The organism is Bifidobacterium sp. LH_416 (assembly GCF_056357055.1).
The window spans coordinates 224877-243449 of sequence record NZ_JBKEVJ010000001.1; the positions used below are offsets into that span (position 1 = coordinate 224877).

The window sequence follows — 18573 nt, forward strand, 5'->3', positions numbered from 1 at the left end:
TCCGTTGCGCTGAACGGGTCAGCGAGTGGAAATGATGTCGATAACGAATACCAGAGTGTCACCGCCGCCGATACCGGCCTGCGGAACGCCACGAGAACCGTAGCCGTACTCCGGCGGGATGGAAACAACCAGACGGGAGCCCACGTTGTGGCCCGGAACGGTCTGATCCCAACCCTTGATGACCTGGCCCACACCAATGCCGAAGCTGGCCGGCTGGTGACGGTCAAAGCTGGAATCGAACGGGGTATCCTTGCCCCACACCACACCGTGATAGTTCACGGTCACGGTGTCGCCACGACGAACCATCGGGCCATCGCCTTCGGTCAGTTCAACAGACTTAAGACCCTTGGGAGCCTCGTCGGTCGGGAACTCGATAACGGGCGTGGTGCCGAATTCGGCGTTCACCTTAGGCATCTGTTCTGCCATACGTCCTCCTTGTCAGACACAATGCGCCCTACATTATCACCATTAGCGTATCGGCGGAAGTCGTTCTTCCCAGTGCGATACGGAAATAGGACAGGCTAGCATTCGACTACGTTGACGGCGAGACCGCCTTTGGAGGTTTCCTTATATTTGGCCATCATGTCTTCGCCGGTTTGTTTCATCGTGGCGATGGCCTGATCAAGAGTCACAATATGCGAGCCATCGCCGAGCATAGCCATACGCACAGCGTTGATAGCAGTATTGGCTGCCATCGCATTGCGTTCAATACAAGGAATCTGCACCAATCCGCCTACCGGATCACAGGTCAATCCCAGATTATGTTCAATACCGATTTCAGCAGCATTCTCCACCTGTTCCGGAGTGCCACCCATCACTGCAGCAAGCCCAGCAGCAGCCATCGAACAGGCCGAGCCAACCTCACCCTGGCAGCCGACCTCGGCACCGGAAATCGAAGCATTGCGCTTAAACAAGTAGCCAATCGCACCGGCTGTCAGCAGGAATGTCACCACACCTTGCTCATTCGCATCATCAACAAAATGCCAATAGTAATGCAATACCGCAGGAATAATGCCCGCTGAACCATTGGTAGGAGCAGTAACGATACGCCCTCCCCCAGCGTTTTCCTCAGATACTGCGAGCGCGAACAAATCCACCCATGCTGCATCGGAGGATTCCAGTACGGCGTCTTTACGGCGGCGGTCTCGGCGCAGCAAATCGGAGTTGGAGGAAAGACGCTGGTACATTTGCGGAGCTCGCCTAGGAACATCAAGTCCACCGGGGAGCGTGGTTTCAGTCGATGTGCAGCCATTGGTAACGCATTCGCGCATCACATGCCAAACGCGATCAATATCGCTGCGTACCTGAACTCCCGAACGGATAGCGGTTTCATTCGCCCACACGAGTTCAGCAATACTCATGTGGTGTTCACGGCAGAGTGACACGAGCTCGGCACATGAGGAGAAAGGATATGGGGTTTCCGGACCAAAATCCGTAGAGTCTGATTCGTCTTCGTCAGCGAATGAGGTGCCTGCAGGAGGCCTGTCATGAATGCCGATCATCAGATCATCGGAATTGCCTTGTCGAATGAACCCGCCACCGATGGAGTACCAGACCTGTTCCAACACCAAGGAGCCGGCTTGGTCAAACGCTTGGAAGCGCATGCCATTGGGATGTGCGGCCATGCGTTTCCAAAGCTCGAAAACCACATCGCGCGAGTAATCGAAATGAATGCGTTTGATTCCAGCCAAATTCAGCGTGTCATCAAGAGCGCAAGTTTCACGGATGTGAAGCATGTGTTCGGTATCGACGTTGGCGGGCATATTGCCTTCCAAACCTGCCATAACGGCACGATCGGTACCGTGACCCATACCAGTTAGGGCAAGGGATCCGTAGAGCGTTACCTTAACGCGTTCGGTGCGGGCAATCATCGCGTCTTGTTGCAATGATGCAGCGAATTCGTGAGCCGCAGCCATTGGCCCCACGGTATGCGAGGAGGAAGGCCCTACTCCAATGGTGAACATGTCAAGAACACTGAACATGATTGCTCCCTCCTCGCTGATAATTGTTAGTTTGCCGCAGCGGAAATCTGTCCGAACATCATTACCATCACCACAATACCCAAGATTGCCAGTACTACTTGTATGGCAAGCAGTACGAAAGCGACTGTTTTCTTGGTGGCGAGCTTGGTGCCGTAAGCCTGTGCGAGCAGGAATGCGATGAATCCAAAGACCGCATAGTTCGCGGTAAGCGCCATAATGTCGGAGTTCGGCAGCACCACGCCATTAATGGACTGATCAATCGAATTCATGGTGGAACCCATAACGAACATGCCCCAGATGGCATAGCCGATAAGTCCCACCACGGCATAGCCCCACGGCTTGAAAGTGTCCTTCAAATGGATAGTGAATGATTCCGCACACCAGAGCAGTGCAAAACCGACAACATAGGTGAACACAACCGCCACCAGTACTGTTACCGCCATCCACGGTACCAAAGCAATAACCGGCGCATTGGTTTCGGGATCGGCAATCATGTTCAGATAGAAGCCCGAGCAGGCGATGGCTCCTACGGTGAGCGCAGTACCTGCAATCACCGCCTGAGCAAGCATGGTAGGCAACGCGCCCTGTTCGACTCGATCAACTGCAGTCCAGCGTGAAGCCATATGAATTTCCCTCGTTTCGTCAAACGTCTAGAACAACGTCACACAGACTAACGAGGGAATGTTTCGAAAAAGGGAATCAGTTCATGGAATCGGCTTATGGCCGATACTGCTTTTTTGATGCAGGTGCCTCCAGCGGGCTGAGCCGTTAAGCGGACAGCCCTGTGGGCTGTCCGTAGGCGAAGGGAGCGGCTATGCCACGACGGCTGTGCGAAGCACAGCAACCCGCAAGCTATATCGTCTTAGGGTGTCGTACAATAGTACGGTTGGTTTAGTTGACCAACGCCTCCGTGGCGAAATGGTATACGCAGTCGACTTAAAATCGATCGCTTCGGCTTGTGGGTTCGAGTCCCATCGGAGGCACCTTATTCGCTATGCAGCAAGCAGACGACGACCGTAGTCGAGGACGATGCCGTCCAGGAGGCCATGTTCGCTGGCTACATAGGAATCAATCGCCTTGCCGTGATCCTGTTCGGCGGCTTCACTCACCTTGGCCAGTACGCGGTTCCACACCACGGCACCGCCACCGACCACGTCGATACGGCCTGGATGAATGGTCTTGTATTCACGGCGTTCGGCACGAGTCATCCTGAGGAACTTATCATCCACGGCATAGGCCTGTTCGATAGGCAGACGATAGCCGTCAACTACAGTGTGATCGTATTCCTTCAAACCGATGGCCAATGCAGTCATCGTGGTCACCGTACCGGATACGCCGATGATGGTACGAGCCTTGCCGGCATCCACATGCTGGAATGCCTCATCGATATGTGCATCGATATCAGCGATGGCCTGAGCGATTTCTTCATCAGTAGGCGGATCGTTCTTCAAATGACGTTCGGTCATACGCACCGAACCGATATTCATCGAAAACGCACCTTGCACCTGAGTTTTAGGAGCGGTGACGCCATCACCACCGATAACCAACTCAGTGGAGCCTCCACCCAAATCAACCACCAAATACGGGGCTTCCAAATCGTCACGGTTCACTACCGAAGTTGCGCCAAGGAAGCTTAAATCGGCTTCTTCAGTGCCGGGAATCACTTCCGGTCGCACACCGAGAATCTGTTCGATACCGTCTTCAAATTCCTCGCGGTTTTCGGCATCGCGGGTGGCGGAAGTTGCCACAAAACGCAATCCGTCTACCGGATGTTCGGCGAGCACGTCAGCGAATTCGCGTGCAGCCACGTAAGCGCGTTCCAGTGCCTCATCGGCAAAGCGATGGGTTTTATCCACATCCTGGCCGAGTCGAATCACACGCAGAATACGTGGTACTACTTCGTGCATGCCATTGGCATCAACGCGTGCGACCTTCAATCGAATTGAGTTGGTACCGCAGTCAATGCCCGCTACGGTTACGGATTCCTTACTCATGGTCTTCTCCTCGTATTGTGCATTAGACACTGGTTACAGAACAGTGCAGCGGCAGACGGCTGGATCGAATTCGTCTTTGACGCGTTCAAGCACCATATCACCGATTGGATTGGCGCCCGAGCCCATTACCAGTGTCTGAGCGAGCAGCGCATGCAGACACTTGACGCGTACAGGCATGCCGCCAGCTGAGGTGCCTTCAATATGTTCTTCACTGTCTCCCACGCGCACGGCGAGTTCATGGCGGAACGCCAAGTACAGTTCGTGCGCCTGAGCATACGCAGCCTTCAAGTCTTCGTCTTCGGCAAGCATCTCGTTGTACTGCTGCATCACGCCAGCAGCTTCCACATGGGATGCGGCTTTAACGGCCTCCGGACCAGTGAGGTAGCAGGTGGTCGGGAATGGAATACCTCCCGGCAGCACCGGACGAGTAATTACCGCAAGAGGACGCCCGCACACGCAACGCGCTCCAACCGCGACCATGCCTCGCGGGTAACGGCCGAGCTGCTGCTGCACCAGCTCAATATCTTGCTCGGTGGCCGGCTGCGCCAATACGGCGTCAACTAGGGACTTGGCCTTAGCGTTGATGTCGTTGGTCACTGTTGGGTTCCCTCCCCTGTGCTGTTCTGATCGTTGCTTTGCGTACTATCGCTGCTGTTTTGAGACGAATCCGAAGAATCTGTTTTCGATTGTGAACTATCATCAATCGGCTCGTCAGCTTTTTTGAAAGAGTAAGCAAGTTCGCTATACCACGGCAGTACCTTTTTGCTGGTGCTTTGACTCGTAGAGGAATCTTCCTCCTGCGTATCAGTACCTGTCACCGCTTCGGGATGAAGCACCTGCACCGCCTGCTCATCTGGAAACACAAATCCAAGACGTTCGCGAGCCTGTGCCGTGACATACGCTTTGTCATTCCACCGTTTGATATTGTTCTCAAGCTCCTGCTTTTTCGCCACAAGTGATGCCTCTTCACGTTTGAGCCCATTGAGCTCAGCGAGATTCAGCGCATACGTGTGGAAGGTCGACACCAACTGGATAGTGCCCAATGCCACGATGAATAGCGATAGGAAGAACGCGATAGGCCCCGCGGCACTCTTCCGTTTGGATTTGTTCTTACTGTTTGATTCAGTGCGGGACGACTTGCTCATGTTTCATGAAAATACCCGCTCCATTCGACTTGACGAATGGAGCGGGTATTACGCTTCAATGAATTATCACGCCTTTACGGGCGTTTCAACTCACTTGGCCAGGTACTTCTTGCAGGCCTTGAAGGCGCTGTAGCCAGCGTACTGAGCGGTGGAGCCGAGCTCCTCCTCGATCTCCAGCAGACGGTTGTACTTGGCAACGCGCTCGCCACGAGCCGGGGCACCGGTCTTGATCTGGCGGGTGTTCTTAGCAACAGCCAGGTCGGAAATGGTGGTGTCCGGGGTCTCGCCGGAGCGGTGGGAAACCATGGAGGTGTAGCCGTTGGCGGTGGCCAGCTCGATGGCGTCGAGGGTCTCGGTGACGGTGCCAATCTGGTTCAGCTTGACCAGCAGGGAGTTGGCAGCGCCGAGCTCGATGGCCTTCTGCAGACGAGCCGGGTTGGTGACCAGGAGGTCGTCGCCGACGAACTGCAGGCGGTCGCCCAGCAGCTTGGTGATGGCAGTCCAGTCTTCCCAGCCCTCTTCGTTGAACGGATCCTCGATGGAGACGATCGGGTACTCCTCGATGAGCTGCTCGTAGAAGTCGAGCATGTATTGGGAGTCACGGTCGTCACCCTCGAAGTGGTACTTGCCGGTCTCCTTGTTGTAGAACTCGGAGGAAGCAACGTCCAGGGAGATGCCGATCTGCTTGCCCGGCTCGTAACCGGCAGCGGAGATGGCGTCCATGATGTAGTTCAGGGAGTCCTTGTTGGACTTCATCTTCGGAGCGAAGCCGCCCTCGTCGCCCAGACCAGTGTTCAGGCCTTCCTTCTTCAGGACGTTCTTCAGGGTGTGGTAGACCTCAACGCCGGCCTGCAGAGCCTCAGAGTAGGTGTCGAAGCCGTACGGGGAGATCATGTACTCCTGAATGTCGGTGGCGAAGTCAGCGTGAGCGCCACCGTTCATGATGTTCATGTTCGGGACCGGCAGGATGTGGCCGTTGGTGCCGCCGATGTAGCGGTACAGCGGTTCGTCAGCGGACTCGGCGGAAGCGTACAGAGCTGCCAGGGAAACACCCAGGATGGCGTTGGCGCCCAGCTTGCCCTTGTTCGGGGTGCCGTCGAGCTCGATCATCAGGTCGTCGAGAGCGCGCTGGTCGGAGGCATCCATGCCGATGACCTTCGGAGCGATCTCTTCGTTGACGGCCTTAACAGCGTTCAGAACGCCCTTGCCGCCGTAGACGGACTTGTCACCATCGCGACGCTCCCAAGCCTCAGCTTCACCAGTGGAGGCACCGGACGGAACCAGGCCCAGACCACGAGCACCGTCTTCGGTGTCCAGAACGACCTCAACGGTCGGGTTGCCACGGGAATCGAGAATCTGGCGCGCGTACACGCTTTCAATTGCTGCCACAACTACTCCTTAAAACGGTTGTGTATCTAATGACAGTCATAAGACTAGTGCGATTTGTGGACGTTGTGAACGACACGCCCAAAAATAGTGTGAGCGCTCACATTTTTATGATGGCTCGTTTCATATAACGACCACGTGAACTTGCGGCACAACAGCGGCATCATTGATGGCAACTTGCCGCACCTTGCTGCGGCTCACCGCAACTTGCCACGACTTACCCTGCCTTACCCTGAGGTCAATCGTTAAGATACTCGATTTCCTCAGCAGTAAGGTTGAGGCTTACGGCTTGGAAGGAATCCTCAATCTCCTGCGGATTGCGCGCGGAGGGAATCGTGAACAGATGCGGATATTGCGCGAGCTCCCAAGCGAGAGTCACCCGCTGATACGAGCAATCATGAGCCTGCGCCACTTCACGGAATCGATCGAAACAATGTTCATTGAACGGATCGAGGAATCCACCAAGCGGCGACCAGCAAACGAACGCCAATCCAAGCTTTTCACAGGTTTCCATCGTATGTTCCGGGTCACGATGCACTGGAGAGAACTGGTTTTGGACAGCTACCAAACGATCGCCAAGAATATTGCGCGCGGTTTCGATATCCTCATTGTCGATTCTCGAAATGCCGACCGCTTTGGCCACTCCCTCATCCACCAACTGCTTCAGCGCCTCCATCTGTTCCGCATAAGGCACTTGCGGATCATTGCAATGCGAGTACAGCAAATCCAGAGTATCTACGCCGAGTCGGAGTGCGGATTCCTTGGCGTTGGCGATCATGGTTTCAGGGCGAGCATCAGCCTGCCAGCCATAATTGCCGTGTTCATCCAGTGTGCGCAGCCAACCGGTTTTCGTGGCCACAAGCACTTCGTCTTTCGGACCATGCCAAGAGTTCAGCGCATCGCGGACCAGATATTCTCCGTAGCCCATATCGTCCGGTTCACCTGTGCCTGGTTTGCTGGGTAGGTAATAGGACCATGCCGTGTCCAGATAACGTACACCAGTATCGAGTGCAGCATGAATGGTTTCGATAGCCTGCTCACGGCTTGCGGGACGGCCTTCAATGGCGAGCGCCATCGTACCCATGCCGAGGCGTGGAATCGTAAAACCTGCGAGGTTCGCAATATTAAAAGCATCCGGGGTTACAGCGGAAATCGCATGTGCAGCATCACTCATGCATCCCATCGTACCCATAATGGGGTTACTTCTCCCACGAGGTGGTTAGTTACCGCATCGTGGGAGAAGGCTGCATTATTTGCGCGGCTGAGGTCTCCATGCCAAATCATCAAGCAACTGATTGGTCCAGAGCACCACTTGATCGGAGGTCATCGGGCCTTGGCCTAAGGAACCGTTGAAGGGTGCCGGTACCAGCAACTGGTGTGTGACTGGACGGTATTGGGTGCCCTTGTAGATTCTCGCCATGCGCATTTGGATGGATTCCGGCGGGTCGATACGCCCAATGCGCACACGGTTGGATTGCGCGAGGATTTCCGAAATACCCAGTTTTCTCGCCTTGAATTTCAGACGGGCCACATCGAAGAGGGTTTCGAATTCCACTGGCGGCTTGCCATAACGGTCGGTGAGTTCCTCTTCCAGATCCTTGAGGTCGGATTCGTTTCGGGCGGAAGCCAGCTTGCGGTAAGCCTCCAAACGTAGCTTGTCCGAATCGATGTATTCCACCGGAATGGAAGCTTCGATGGGCAGGTCCACGGACACGGAGATTGGTTCGACGGTTTCCTCTGGCTCCTTGTATTTTTCGACGGCTTCGGAAACCATGCGCACGTACAGGTCGAAGCCCACGCCTTCGATGTGACCGGATTGTTCGTCGCCCAGTAGGTTGCCGGTGCCGCGAAGTTCCAAATCCTTCATGGCCACGTCGAAGCCGGAGCCCAATGCCGTGTTCTGCGCAATGGTGGCGAGTCGATCGTGCGACTGTTCGGTCATTGGCTTGGTCGGATCGTACAGGAAGTATGCGTATGCACGCTCGCGGCCTCGGCCCACGCGTCCACGCAGCTGGTGCAGCTGGGAAAGGCCGAATCGATCAGCATGATCCACAATCAACGTGTTGGCATTAGAAATATCCAAACCGGTTTCAATGATCGTGGTGCACACAAGCACGTCGATATCGCGGTGCCAGAAGTCTCGAATAATCTGGTCGAGCTGCTTCTCCCCCATCTTGCCATGCGCAATGCCTACACGAGCTTCAGGAACAAGCGTATGAATCTTGTCCGCAATATGGGAGATGTCTTGTACACGATTATGCACATAGAACACCTGACCACCACGCAACAGTTCGCGGCGCACGGCAGCAGTGACTTGTGCATCCTCGTATGCACCAACATAGGTCAGCACCGGCAGTCGATCTTCAGGCGGCGTGGCCAAAGTCGACATTTCTCGGATGCCGGTTACGGCCATTTCGAGCGTACGCGGAATAGGCGTTGCAGACAGGGACAGCACGTCCACGTTGGTACGCAGAGCCTTCAGCGTTTCCTTATGTTCCACGCCAAAACGCTGTTCCTCATCAATGATGACGAGACCCAAATCCTTGAACTTGATTTTCGGATTCAGCAGCTTATGAGTGCCGATCACCACATCTACTGAACCGGCTGCCAAACCTTCAATGGTTGCGTTGATTTCCTTGGTAGTTTGGAAGCGGCTCATGGCAGCCACATCTACTGGGAAACCTTCGAAACGTTCAGTGAACGTCTCATAATGCTGCTGCACCAGCAGTGTGGTGGGCACGAGCACAGCCACCTGTTTGCCGTCTTGCACAGCTTTGAATGCCGCTCGGACAGCGATTTCAGTCTTGCCGAAGCCCACGTCACCGCAAATCAGGCGATCCATTGGAACCGGCTTTTCCATATCCGATTTGACTTCGTCAATGGTGGTGAGCTGGTCGGCGGTCTCCTGGTAGGGGAACGCATCTTCCAGTTCTTTCTGCCATGGAGTATCCGCGCTGAAGGCAAAGCCCTTGGCGCGTTGACGAGCGGAGTACAGCTTAATCAGGTCATCGGCAATTTCATGGACATGCTTGCGAGCTTTGGCTTTGGTTGCCGCCCAATCGGAGCCTCCGAGCTTGTTCAGTTTCGGAGCTTCCGCACCAATATATTTGCTGACCTGATCAAGCTGATCGGTAGGAATGAACAGCTTGTCTGCCGGCGCGCCTCGTTTGGATGGCGCGTATTCGATAACTAAATATTCGCGGGTGGTTCGGTTTGCGCCGGCACCAATAGTGCGTTGACGCATTTCCACAAATCGACCGATACCGTGCTGTTCATGCACCACATAATCGCCCTTTTTAAGCTCCACCAAATCAATGGCTTTGCGCCGGCGCTTCGGTGTTTTAGCCACGGCCACCGCCGATGTACGGCCAGTGAGGTCACGTTCGGTAAGCAACGCGATCTTGGCAGCCTTATCCACAAAACCGTCAACGGCTTGCGAACGAATAACGTCAAACGTGGTGATGCCGGTGGTGTTGATGGCACGCTTAAGCCTAGCCAGAGTGCCGGCTGCCGCAGCCGTGATGGTCACTTGGAATCCGGCGTCAATAAGACCTTCGATGCCACGCGCAGTTTTGGCTTCATCACCGCGGAACTCGGCTGGATTCTGCGCATCAAGCTGCACGTGGCCGGGCAGTGTGGCGTCCACACCAAAGCTGGTCAGACGAATCACATCATGTTCAGAATATTCAAGCGAACTGATGGTTTCCGCATAATCCAAGAAGCTTGCTTCATCGAAGCTGATGGGCGCACCAGCACCATGACCAGATGCAGCCACATGCCAACTGGCAGCGAGGAATTCATTGGCCGTTTTCGCCAAATCCTCGGCAGAGCGGCGCAGTTTTTCCGGGTCACTCAACACGATTGCCGCATGCTTGGGCAGCATGGAGCCGACTGGTTCCAAATGATCCACGAGCGCCGGCATTAAGGATTCCATACCTTCTACAGGTATCGCATTGGCGATAGATTCCAGCATGTCTTCAGCGTTGGGAATGGAACCAATCAAGGCTTTGGCTCGAGCGCGAACGGCATCGGTGAGCTGCAGTTCACGGCATGCAGTAGCCCAGATGGTCTTCATGCCGTTGCCATACGTGCGCTGATCGGATGCATGGAATTCTTTGATGGTGTCAATTTCATCACCGAAGAATTCGATACGAACCGGATGCGGCGCGGTAGGTGGGAACACGTCAAGAATGCCGCCGCGTACGGCGAATTCGCCACGATCCATCACAAGTTCAACGCGCGTGTATGCGTTTTCAATCAGGCGCTTGGCTGCCTCGTCGAGAGCGAGCTCCTCCCCTACGGTGAACACGAGGGGTTCCACATTGCCTAAACCTTTGACCACTGGCTGAATCAGCGAGCGGATAGGCATAACCAGAATGCGAATCGGGCCAAACATCGGATTGTTAGCATCCGGATGCTTCAGTCTACGGAATACCGCCATTCGGCTGGCCACAGTATCCGCACGTGGGCTCAACCGCTCATGCGGCAACGTTTCCCAAGCCTCGAGCTGAGCGATATCGTTCGGGTCACCGTCATACCAGGAGCGCAATGCGCCCACGGTTTCCTCGGCTTCACGCCCGGAAGCTACAACCATAACTACCGGCTTACCCTGTTTGCCATGTACGCCTTGTGCGATGGCGGCAACCAAGGCTGGGCGCAAGCCTTCAGGCATGCCAGCCAGGATGGATGGATCCTCAGCGGCTTCGCCAGGTTCAATCTCACCTGCTGCAAGAGCTTGGAAGTTATGATCCTGCTCCAGCTGGCTCAGCACGCCGGCAAGGGAGCCATTGATGGGCTGACTATTGGCGGCTGCAGCGGGTCGAGAAGCCTCAGCGGCCATTGAATTTCTCCTGGGTCTTGGCAAGTCCCTTGAAAATAATCTCTTCCGCAGCGTCAGCACCGTCGGCAAGGAAATCAGGCAATTGCTTGCGCTGGTCCGGACCGAATCCGCCGAGTACCCAGTTCACGGTGTTGTCGTGGGCGTTGGGGCCGCGCTTGGCGTGACCGACTCCCATGCGCACGCGCGCGTACTTCGGCGTTCCGAGCGAACGATCGATGGATTTAATGCCATTATGGCCGCCTGCGGAACCACCTGCTTTGACCTTGATACGGCCGAATTCCAGATCCATATCGTCATGAATTACGACGATATGATCCGGTTCGATCTGATAATAGGCAGCGATGGAGGCTACAGCATTGCCGGACTCATTCATATAAGTCAACGGTTTGGCCAAGAAGAATTTGACTGTGCGGCCATCGAGATTCATCGTGCTTTTGCCGAGCATGGCCAGACCCTTATGATCAGCGAAGTTCACCGTCCAACGTTCGGCAAGTACGTCCGCCACCATGAATCCCATGTTGTGTCGGGTGCCCTCGTATTTCTTACCGGGGTTGCCCAATCCTGCAATCAGCCAAAAATCCGATGCCATATCGCTCCTTTAAGCCTTAAGTAACCTGGAAGATTGTACCCTAACCCCTCGCAAGGGTTAGAGGTCCAAATACCAGTACGACATATCTCGCATTGTGCCAGTGGAGTCGGTAGCAGCGGCTGGCATCAGGCCAAACCGGGTGAAGCCGAAATGCTTCATCAATGCGATGGAACCAGCATTGTCAGCGAAAATGATGCCACAGGCCTTGCGCATGTGGCGTGTGCGGGCCTCGTCAAGCAGATGCTGGAGCATGAACGTGCCCACTCCCTTGCCTTGCCACGCAGGATTAATGTAGTAGGCCAGATCAGTGACGCCATCGTATCCGGCGCGATCGTAAAACACTGAGAGCGCACCAAAGCCGATCGCTTGCCCGGGCTGCTCGGATGATTCAACAACGAACACACCGTATGGGGGTTTATGGGAGTCGACCCATGCTTGGCGTTGCTCGAATGTTCGCGGGGTCAGGTCGGCGGTGGCGCCGCCAGCGATAACCGATGCGTTGTAGATATCGGTAATGGCTTGGATATCTGATGAAGTGGCAGAACGGAATGTGTATGGCATAGGCCTGACAATAGCAGTCGGCGCCGGTGAGCGGTATATATTGCTCACCGGCGCCGGCTTGTTAGCTGAATTCGTTATTTGTCGAGTTCGATGGCCTTGTTGAGGGCGTCTTCGAGCTTCTTCTGCGCTTCGCCATACGCGGTCCAGTCGCCATTCTTCATGGCGGTCTGGCTATCCTTCATGGCCTGCGCGGCATCATTCAGCGCCTGTTGGAGTTCAGTACTATTCGCGGAAGATGAATTCGAAGAACCATTCGAGCTGTTCGACTCATCAGAACCAGACTGGTTACCAGTGGACGACTGATTGTTCGACGTATCGGAACCAGAGTTGGATTGGTTGCCTGAATTTGAGGTATTGGTGGAGTTGGAACTATCAACATTCTCAGCATCGCCGGCATTCGCGCCGGAATCACCGCCGAACACCTGGTCAAGCGCCTCGTCCAACGTATCCGCGAAGCCAACCTGATCGCCAAAGGCCACCAACGTCTTCTTCAACAGTGGGAAGGACGTAGCGCCCGAAGACTTCACGTACACCGGCTGCACATATACCAGACCGCCACCAAGCGGCAGCGTCAGCAAATTGCCTCGCACCACCTTGGTATCACCGGATTGCAACAGATTCAGTTCCTTTGACACATCAGCGTTAGCGTTGAAGTTGTTCTGCGCCTGGCCAGGGCCTGGCACATTGGAATCCTTCGGCAGCTCCTGCAATCGGATAGTGCCATAGTTCGGCCCAATCTTGCCCTTTTCGTTGCCGGCATCAGAATCCACGGAAAGGAATCCAGTGAGGATTTCGCGCGTGGATTGGCCAGCCGGAATGTACGTGGAGGTCAGGGAGAACACCGGCTCCTTAGTGCCACCGGTTTGCAGAGTCAAATAGTACGGCGGCTGAAGAATATCCTGATCCTGCTGAGCCTGAGATTCAGTGGGGTCGACCGGAGTCTGCCAGAAATCCTCACCAGAGTAATACTGGCTGGCGGAAGTCACATGATACTTGGACAGCAGTTCACGCTGTACCTTGAACAGGCTTTCCGGGTAGCGCATATGGCTCATCAGATCGCCGGAGATATCGCTCAACTGGTGATACTGGCCGGGGAAAATTTGCTCCCATGCCTTAATCACCGGATCGGAAGTATCCCACACATACAGGTCGACGGAACCATCGTATGCATCAACGGTAGCCTTCACCGAGTTGCGGATGTAGTTGGCCTGCTGGGAACCCAGAGAAGACACTGTTGAGGAGGAAACCGTTGTGGAGTCCTGAGTTGCAGTGCCGAGATTGGTCATCTGCGAATACGGGTAAGCATCAGAAGTGGTGTAGCCGTCCACAATCCACTTAACGCGACCATCGACCACTGCCGGGTAGACGCGGCCATCAAGCGTCAGATAAGGCGCCACCTTGGCCACGCGCTCCTTCGGAGAACGATCGTAGAGAATCTGAGATTCGCTGGTGACTCGGTCAGAGAAGAGAATCTGATCAGATCCGAAACGAATCGCATACAACAGACGGGACAGAAGATTACCCACCGAAGGACCACCGTTGCCCTTGAACGTGGTCAACGCACCTTCGGAACCAGTCGGATAATCGAATTCCCACGGCTGGGTACCGCTGGGTGCGCCCACAATTGAGTATTCAGTGGTATTCGGAGAGAAGTAGATGCGAGGCTCATACTTCTGAGATTCAGTGAGCTTGCCCTGGGTCGGAATGCCGGATTCAAAGAATTCCGGCTGACCATCGGCCGTCACCTTGTTACCGTAGGCGGCCACCACACCGTAACCGTGGGTGTACACCGTGTGGTCGTTCACCCAGTTGCGGTTATCGTTGCCATCCAAGTCGAGCTCGCGGGCGGCAATCACCGTATCCTGGGAGACACCGTCAACCTCGTATTTATCAACGGCAAGCGTGTCCGCGAAGGTGTAATACTGCTTGGACTGCTGCAGCTGCTTGAACGTCGGGCTGACTACCTGCGGGTCCAGCAGACGAATCTGCGCAGTGGTATCTGCCTCAGTAGCGAGCGCGCCCTGCTCGCCCTTGCTCGTCACTTTATAATTCTCAGTCTTGAGCTTGTCGAGACCATAAGCGGCACGAGTGGCGTCAATGTTGCGCTGAATGTAGGTGGATTCCATTTCCTGCGCGTTCGGGTTCACGCGGAAGCGCTGCAGCAAGCCTGGCCAAGCAACCGTGAGCACCAGAGCCACCACTACGGTGGCGGAGATGGAAATGACCGGCACTCGCCAAGCCTTCAGTGCTGCGGATGCGCGCACGCCCAGCGATGCCGGGCCTTCCAATGCATGGGAGCTCATCAGCCATACGCCAAGTACGATGCCAAGAACGGCTGTGAGCACGGCCATGATAATGGTGACTGGAATGTTGGCGTGCACGGCAGTGTAGGAGGCACCAGTAATGCGGGAGCCTTGCACGGTGAGCTGATCAAACACGCTGAATGCCTGGCGTACCGCCCATGCGAACATGTTGAGCATCAGCCAGATGCCGAGCTGTCGACGGGTGCGCTTGGTGATGGAGAACAAGCCGCGTCCGTTCACCGGCATAGTGATGCGGATGCCGCCCATCAGCACGTGAGTAATCAGAGAGAATACCAGGCCGACGCCAAGCAACATGGAGATGGCTGCGAGCACCAGTTTCAGACCAGGCAGCACGAATACGTAGAAGCCGTTGTCGAGACCGAACTGGGGATCGTTCACACCGAAGCTCTGCGCATGGAACATGAGCAGAATCTCGCTCCAGTTGGCATTGAACTGTGCGCCGAAAATCGCGCCGACAATAAGAGAGACCACAACAGCCACACGACGCGCGGTTTTGGAGCTGAAGGATTTGCCGACTTCCACCACGTCGCCGTTGATGCGAATAGTGGAGCCATCTGCCGAATCCGGGCGGGCGCGAATGGCCAGCCATGCTGCGATAAAACCAGTCAACGCCATAAGCAGTGCATAGGCCACCCACAAGCCGACCTTGACGCCGAGCTGTACCCAGACCACGGATTGGAAACCGAGCTGGCCGTACCACATCAGGTCAGTGATAAAACGAGACAGTGCGAAGAACAGGCTCACGACGATAACCAGCGCGAGCACGATGCCGAGCATGATTTTGGTGCCGCGATTGTTGCCGGAACCTGCCGGTTTTGGAGTCAGGCGAGGACGGGTCGGGCCGCCGAACGGCGGACGACCGCTGCCATTACCATTGGAGCGTGAACGGTTGCCCGAAGCTGGGCCGTCCCCATCGGCCTCAACGTCGAGGATGATCGGATCATCGTTGTTCGCCTGGCTGCGTGCGCGATTGTCGCCGCCGCCATTGCCGAAGAGTATGGAGAAAGGATCATTAAAAGACATGCCTCCCAGCCTACAGACAGCCCGCGAACGGGGTTTATGCCGGGAGCGCACAGGTGGTAGTCAGCTGCGGGAGTAGAGTCCGTGTTTGCCGATGTATTGTACTACGCCATCAGGTACGAGATACCAGACCGGCTCATTGTGTTCGGCGCGGCGACGCACGTCAGTAGAGGAAATGGCCAGAGCGGGAATCTCCAACGTATCTACTTTGCCTTCAGGTAGTTTCACGCCTTCAGGACTGGAGTAGCCCGGGCGCGTAACGGCCACGAAATGGGCCAAGTCCCACATTTTGTCGGCGTCTTTCCATTGCATGATTTCAGCCACAGCGTCCGCGCCAGTGATGAAGAAGAGTTCGGCATCGGGGTGCTGAGCGCGAATATCTTTAAGCGTATCAATGGTGTACGTAACGCCTGGGCGGTCAATATCCACTCGGGAGACGGTGAATTTTGGATTCGATGCGGTGGCAATCACCGTCATCAAATACCGGTCTTCAGCATTGGTGACATGCTTGTCCAATTTGAATACCGGGCGTCCGGTGGGCACGAAAATAACTTCATCCAAATCGTAAACCCATGCGACTTCGGATGCCGCAACCAAGTGGCCGTTGTGAATTGGATCGAACGTGCCACCCATGATGCCGATGCGCAGACGGGTATGCCAGTTACCTCGCGCGGAAAGCCTGCCTTTGCCGTGAGTACTTACACCCGTTTGCCCGGATAAATCAGACATGCGTCGGGCGACTTCCGCTGTTGCCGTCTCTTGGGCAACGGCAACGAGTTCCGCTGGCTCGTTGGAGTTCATGCTTGCTCACCTTTGCCGCTTTGTCCACTTAGACCATCAGCGGATTCGGTTTCCATTTCGATTTCATCGGCCGTGGGATCGTTCTCCTGCGGATCGATCTTGCCCATGTCTTCATCCCATTCGTCCTGTACCACACGACGAATCTCAGCGAACGTCGGCAGCGGGAATTCTGGCTGATAGAGGCGGCGGACTTCAGCGACTCGCTCAGTGATACGAATCAGCGTGTCGGTCATGCCATCGATATCGCCATCGTGTTCCATCTGGCTGAACTTGGCAATATAGCCTTCCATCAGCTCCATGTGCTCGCGCACCACGTTGAGCTGAACTTCAGTTAGATCCACGACCTCAGGGGAATCGGTTTCCGGCCAGCCGATGAGCACAGCATCCGCGTATTCCAAAGAGGCTCGCTGCGCTGCGGAAGCAATGCCGTCTTCAATCTGAACCAAGAACACATAGCGGACGATGCTTAAGCGTTCAGCTGCAATCTTCAGACCGATTCGTGGATCGACAGCTTCATCCGCCTGAGATGCGGTGACGTCGTTCACTGTGTTCTGTGCATTCTCGCTCATGCGCGCACCTGTCCTGTTCCGTAACCAATCCATTTGGTGGTGGTCATTTCACGCAGACCCATAGGACCGCGGGCGTGCATCTTCTGTGTGGAGATGCCTAGTTCGGCTCCGAAACCGAATACGCCGCCGTCCGTGAATCTGGTGGAAGCATTCACCATGACTACTGCTGAGTCTATACGCTTGGTGAACGTTTCAATGGCTTCATAGTCCTCGGCAATGATGGATTCGGTATGACCCGTGGAATGCTGGTTGATGTGCGCGATGGCATCGTCAAGGCTGTCCACCACTTTGACGCCCATTTTCAGCGCCAAATATTCGGTGTCCCAATCCTCTTCAGTGGCATGATTCAGCTCGACACCCTCGATTGCTGCACCTTGGATGATGTCGTAAGAAATCGCATCGGCTTGCAGCACAACGTTCGCTTGGGCCAATGCTTCAGCAATAGCAGGCAGGAACTGGTCTGCCACATCCTTATGAATCAGGAGTTTTTCGGCAGCATTGCATACGCCGACACGCTGGGTTTTGGCGTTAAGAATGATAGGGATGGCTTTGGCAAGGTCGCCGGAACGATCGATATAAATGTGCACATTGCCAGCACCGGTTTCGATAACAGGAACCTTGGAATTACGCACTACGGCTTGAATCAAGCCTGCGCCGCCGCGCGGCACGAGTACGTCGATGTGGCCGCGAGCCTCCATCATGGCAGTGGCACCAGGGCGACCGTACTGATCGACCGATTGCACCAATGCCGCATCAAATCCATGCTCTTCCAGTACTGGAGCGATAACGTTCAGCGTTGCTGCATTAGTGCGTTCTGCAGCATGACCACCTCTGAGCAACGCAGCATTACCAGATTTCAAGCAGAGGCTGGCTACATCAACGGTAACGTTCGGCCGAGCTTCATAAATCATGCCGATAACGCCCATCGGCACACGGGTTTGCGTCAGGCGCAAGCCATTGGGCAGATTGTAGCCACGAACAATCTCTCCTACTGGATCAGGCAGGGTGGCTACATGGCGTACACCTTGAGCAGCGGCCGCTACGCGCGGCACGTCGAATAGCAGACGATCGAGTTTCCCGGCATCCATGCCGCTTTCCTTGGCCTCGAGCATATCAAGGCTATTGGCTGACTCGATATCACCAGCATGGGCATCCAATGCGTCCGCGATGGCGAGCAGCAGTTCATTCTTGGACTCGGTGTTTGCGCGGGCCAACATTTCCTGCGCGCGGGCAGCCTGATCAGCCTGGTCGCACACAGCGCGGAATACCTCAGGATTCAATGCATCGCTCATAACAGTTAAGGGTACATCAAATATGTGAAACATATAGTGTGGCTCCCTCTGACGAGGGAGCTGGCTCGCG

The 18573-nt window shown here is 55.3% G+C and carries 15 protein-coding genes and 1 tRNA gene; 1 reads left to right on the forward strand and 15 read right to left on the reverse strand.

The window, feature by feature from the left end:
- Positions 1-18: 18 nt before the first annotated feature.
- The 3 genes from AC1AY0_RS01115 to AC1AY0_RS01125 all read right to left on the reverse strand — a co-directional run bounded on the left by AC1AY0_RS01115 (position 19) and on the right by AC1AY0_RS01125 (position 2605).
- The gene (locus AC1AY0_RS01115; RefSeq protein ID WP_476523503.1) at positions 19-426 is read right to left on the reverse strand and encodes an FKBP-type peptidyl-prolyl cis-trans isomerase; all 408 of its coding nucleotides are present in this window, start codon (positions 424-426) and stop codon (positions 19-21) included.
- 95 nt (positions 427-521) lie between these two features.
- Positions 522-1982: an L-serine ammonia-lyase gene (locus tag AC1AY0_RS01120; RefSeq protein ID WP_476523501.1), complete on the reverse strand. Its 1461-nt coding sequence runs from the start codon at positions 1980-1982 to the stop codon at positions 522-524.
- A 26-nt stretch (positions 1983-2008) separates the two neighbouring features.
- Entirely contained in the window at positions 2009-2605 is a 597-nt protein-coding gene (locus tag AC1AY0_RS01125) for a cadmium transporter (RefSeq protein ID WP_476523499.1), read from the reverse strand.
- Between the two features lie 281 nt (positions 2606-2886).
- On the opposite strand from AC1AY0_RS01125, the gene AC1AY0_RS01130 reads away from it, so the two are divergent.
- Positions 2887-2965, forward strand: a tRNA-Leu gene (locus AC1AY0_RS01130).
- 9 nt (positions 2966-2974) lie between these two features.
- Here AC1AY0_RS01130 and AC1AY0_RS01135 read toward each other — a convergent pair.
- The 12 genes from AC1AY0_RS01135 to AC1AY0_RS01190 form a co-directional block, all read right to left on the reverse strand.
- The gene (locus tag AC1AY0_RS01135) at positions 2975-3976 is read right to left on the reverse strand and encodes a Ppx/GppA phosphatase family protein (RefSeq protein WP_476523497.1); all 1002 of its coding nucleotides are present in this window, start codon (positions 3974-3976) and stop codon (positions 2975-2977) included.
- Positions 3977-4009: 33 nt separating this feature from the next.
- On the reverse strand, positions 4010-4573 hold the full coding sequence (locus tag AC1AY0_RS01140) for a DUF501 domain-containing protein (RefSeq protein WP_476523495.1): 564 nt from the start codon (positions 4571-4573) through the stop codon (positions 4010-4012).
- Entirely contained in the window at positions 4570-5121 is a 552-nt protein-coding gene (locus AC1AY0_RS01145; protein ID WP_476523494.1) for an FtsB family cell division protein, read from the reverse strand. The genes AC1AY0_RS01140 and AC1AY0_RS01145 overlap by 4 nt, the downstream gene beginning before the upstream one ends.
- Positions 5122-5211: 90 nt before the next feature.
- Positions 5212-6510 (reverse strand): phosphopyruvate hydratase, encoded by a 1299-nt coding sequence (eno, locus tag AC1AY0_RS01150; RefSeq protein ID WP_476523492.1) that lies wholly within the window; start codon positions 6508-6510, stop codon positions 5212-5214.
- Between the two features lie 235 nt (positions 6511-6745).
- The gene (locus AC1AY0_RS01155) at positions 6746-7681 is read right to left on the reverse strand and encodes an aldo/keto reductase (protein WP_476523491.1); all 936 of its coding nucleotides are present in this window, start codon (positions 7679-7681) and stop codon (positions 6746-6748) included.
- A gap of 75 nt (positions 7682-7756) precedes the next feature.
- Positions 7757-11347 (reverse strand): transcription-repair coupling factor, encoded by a 3591-nt coding sequence (gene mfd / locus AC1AY0_RS01160; protein ID WP_476523489.1) that lies wholly within the window; start codon positions 11345-11347, stop codon positions 7757-7759.
- Complete coding sequence (gene pth, locus AC1AY0_RS01165; protein ID WP_476523488.1) at positions 11337-11936, reverse strand: aminoacyl-tRNA hydrolase; 600 nt, start codon at positions 11934-11936, stop codon at positions 11337-11339. The genes mfd and pth overlap by 11 nt, the downstream gene beginning before the upstream one ends.
- Positions 11937-11993: 57 nt before the next feature.
- Complete coding sequence (locus AC1AY0_RS01170) at positions 11994-12497, reverse strand: N-acetyltransferase family protein (RefSeq protein ID WP_476523487.1); 504 nt, start codon at positions 12495-12497, stop codon at positions 11994-11996.
- 74 nt (positions 12498-12571) lie between these two features.
- Complete coding sequence (locus AC1AY0_RS01175; protein ID WP_476523485.1) at positions 12572-15844, reverse strand: UPF0182 family membrane protein; 3273 nt, start codon at positions 15842-15844, stop codon at positions 12572-12574.
- 60 nt (positions 15845-15904) lie between these two features.
- Positions 15905-16642: a nicotinate-nucleotide adenylyltransferase gene (gene nadD, locus AC1AY0_RS01180; RefSeq protein ID WP_476523483.1), complete on the reverse strand. Its 738-nt coding sequence runs from the start codon at positions 16640-16642 to the stop codon at positions 15905-15907.
- Positions 16639-17211: a phosphoribosylglycinamide synthetase gene (locus AC1AY0_RS01185; protein ID WP_476523482.1), complete on the reverse strand. Its 573-nt coding sequence runs from the start codon at positions 17209-17211 to the stop codon at positions 16639-16641. The genes nadD and AC1AY0_RS01185 overlap by 4 nt, the downstream gene beginning before the upstream one ends.
- Positions 17208-18503 (reverse strand): glutamate-5-semialdehyde dehydrogenase, encoded by a 1296-nt coding sequence (locus AC1AY0_RS01190; RefSeq protein WP_476523480.1) that lies wholly within the window; start codon positions 18501-18503, stop codon positions 17208-17210. The genes AC1AY0_RS01185 and AC1AY0_RS01190 overlap by 4 nt, the downstream gene beginning before the upstream one ends.
- Between the last annotated feature and the right edge of the window lie 70 nt (positions 18504-18573).

Excerpts from the sequence above, each read along its gene's own strand:
- AC1AY0_RS01175 (WP_476523485.1), bottom strand. The coding sequence starts at position 15,844 with ATGTCTTTTAATGATCCTTTCTCCATACTCTTCGGCAATGGCGGCGGC.
- AC1AY0_RS01125 (WP_476523499.1), bottom strand. The coding sequence starts at position 2,605 with ATGGCTTCACGCTGGACTGCAGTTGATCGAGTCGAACAGGGCGCGTTG.
- AC1AY0_RS01190 (WP_476523480.1), bottom strand. The coding sequence starts at position 18,503 with ATGAGCGATGCATTGAATCCTGAGGTATTCCGCGCTGTGTGCGACCAG.
- mfd (WP_476523489.1), bottom strand. The coding sequence starts at position 11,347 with ATGGCCGCTGAGGCTTCTCGACCCGCTGCAGCCGCCAATAGTCAGCCC.
- nadD (WP_476523483.1), bottom strand. The coding sequence starts at position 16,642 with ATGAACTCCAACGAGCCAGCGGAACTCGTTGCCGTTGCCCAAGAGACG.
- AC1AY0_RS01145 (WP_476523494.1), bottom strand. The coding sequence starts at position 5,121 with ATGAGCAAGTCGTCCCGCACTGAATCAAACAGTAAGAACAAATCCAAA.
- pth (WP_476523488.1), bottom strand. The coding sequence starts at position 11,936 with ATGGCATCGGATTTTTGGCTGATTGCAGGATTGGGCAACCCCGGTAAG.
- AC1AY0_RS01135 (WP_476523497.1), bottom strand. The coding sequence starts at position 3,976 with ATGAGTAAGGAATCCGTAACCGTAGCGGGCATTGACTGCGGTACCAAC.
- AC1AY0_RS01185 (WP_476523482.1), bottom strand. The coding sequence starts at position 17,211 with ATGAGCGAGAATGCACAGAACACAGTGAACGACGTCACCGCATCTCAG.
- AC1AY0_RS01120 (WP_476523501.1), bottom strand. The coding sequence starts at position 1,982 with ATGTTCAGTGTTCTTGACATGTTCACCATTGGAGTAGGGCCTTCCTCC.
- AC1AY0_RS01155 (WP_476523491.1), bottom strand. The coding sequence starts at position 7,681 with ATGAGTGATGCTGCACATGCGATTTCCGCTGTAACCCCGGATGCTTTT.
- AC1AY0_RS01115 (WP_476523503.1), bottom strand. The coding sequence starts at position 426 with ATGGCAGAACAGATGCCTAAGGTGAACGCCGAATTCGGCACCACGCCC.
- AC1AY0_RS01170 (WP_476523487.1), bottom strand. The coding sequence starts at position 12,497 with ATGCCATACACATTCCGTTCTGCCACTTCATCAGATATCCAAGCCATT.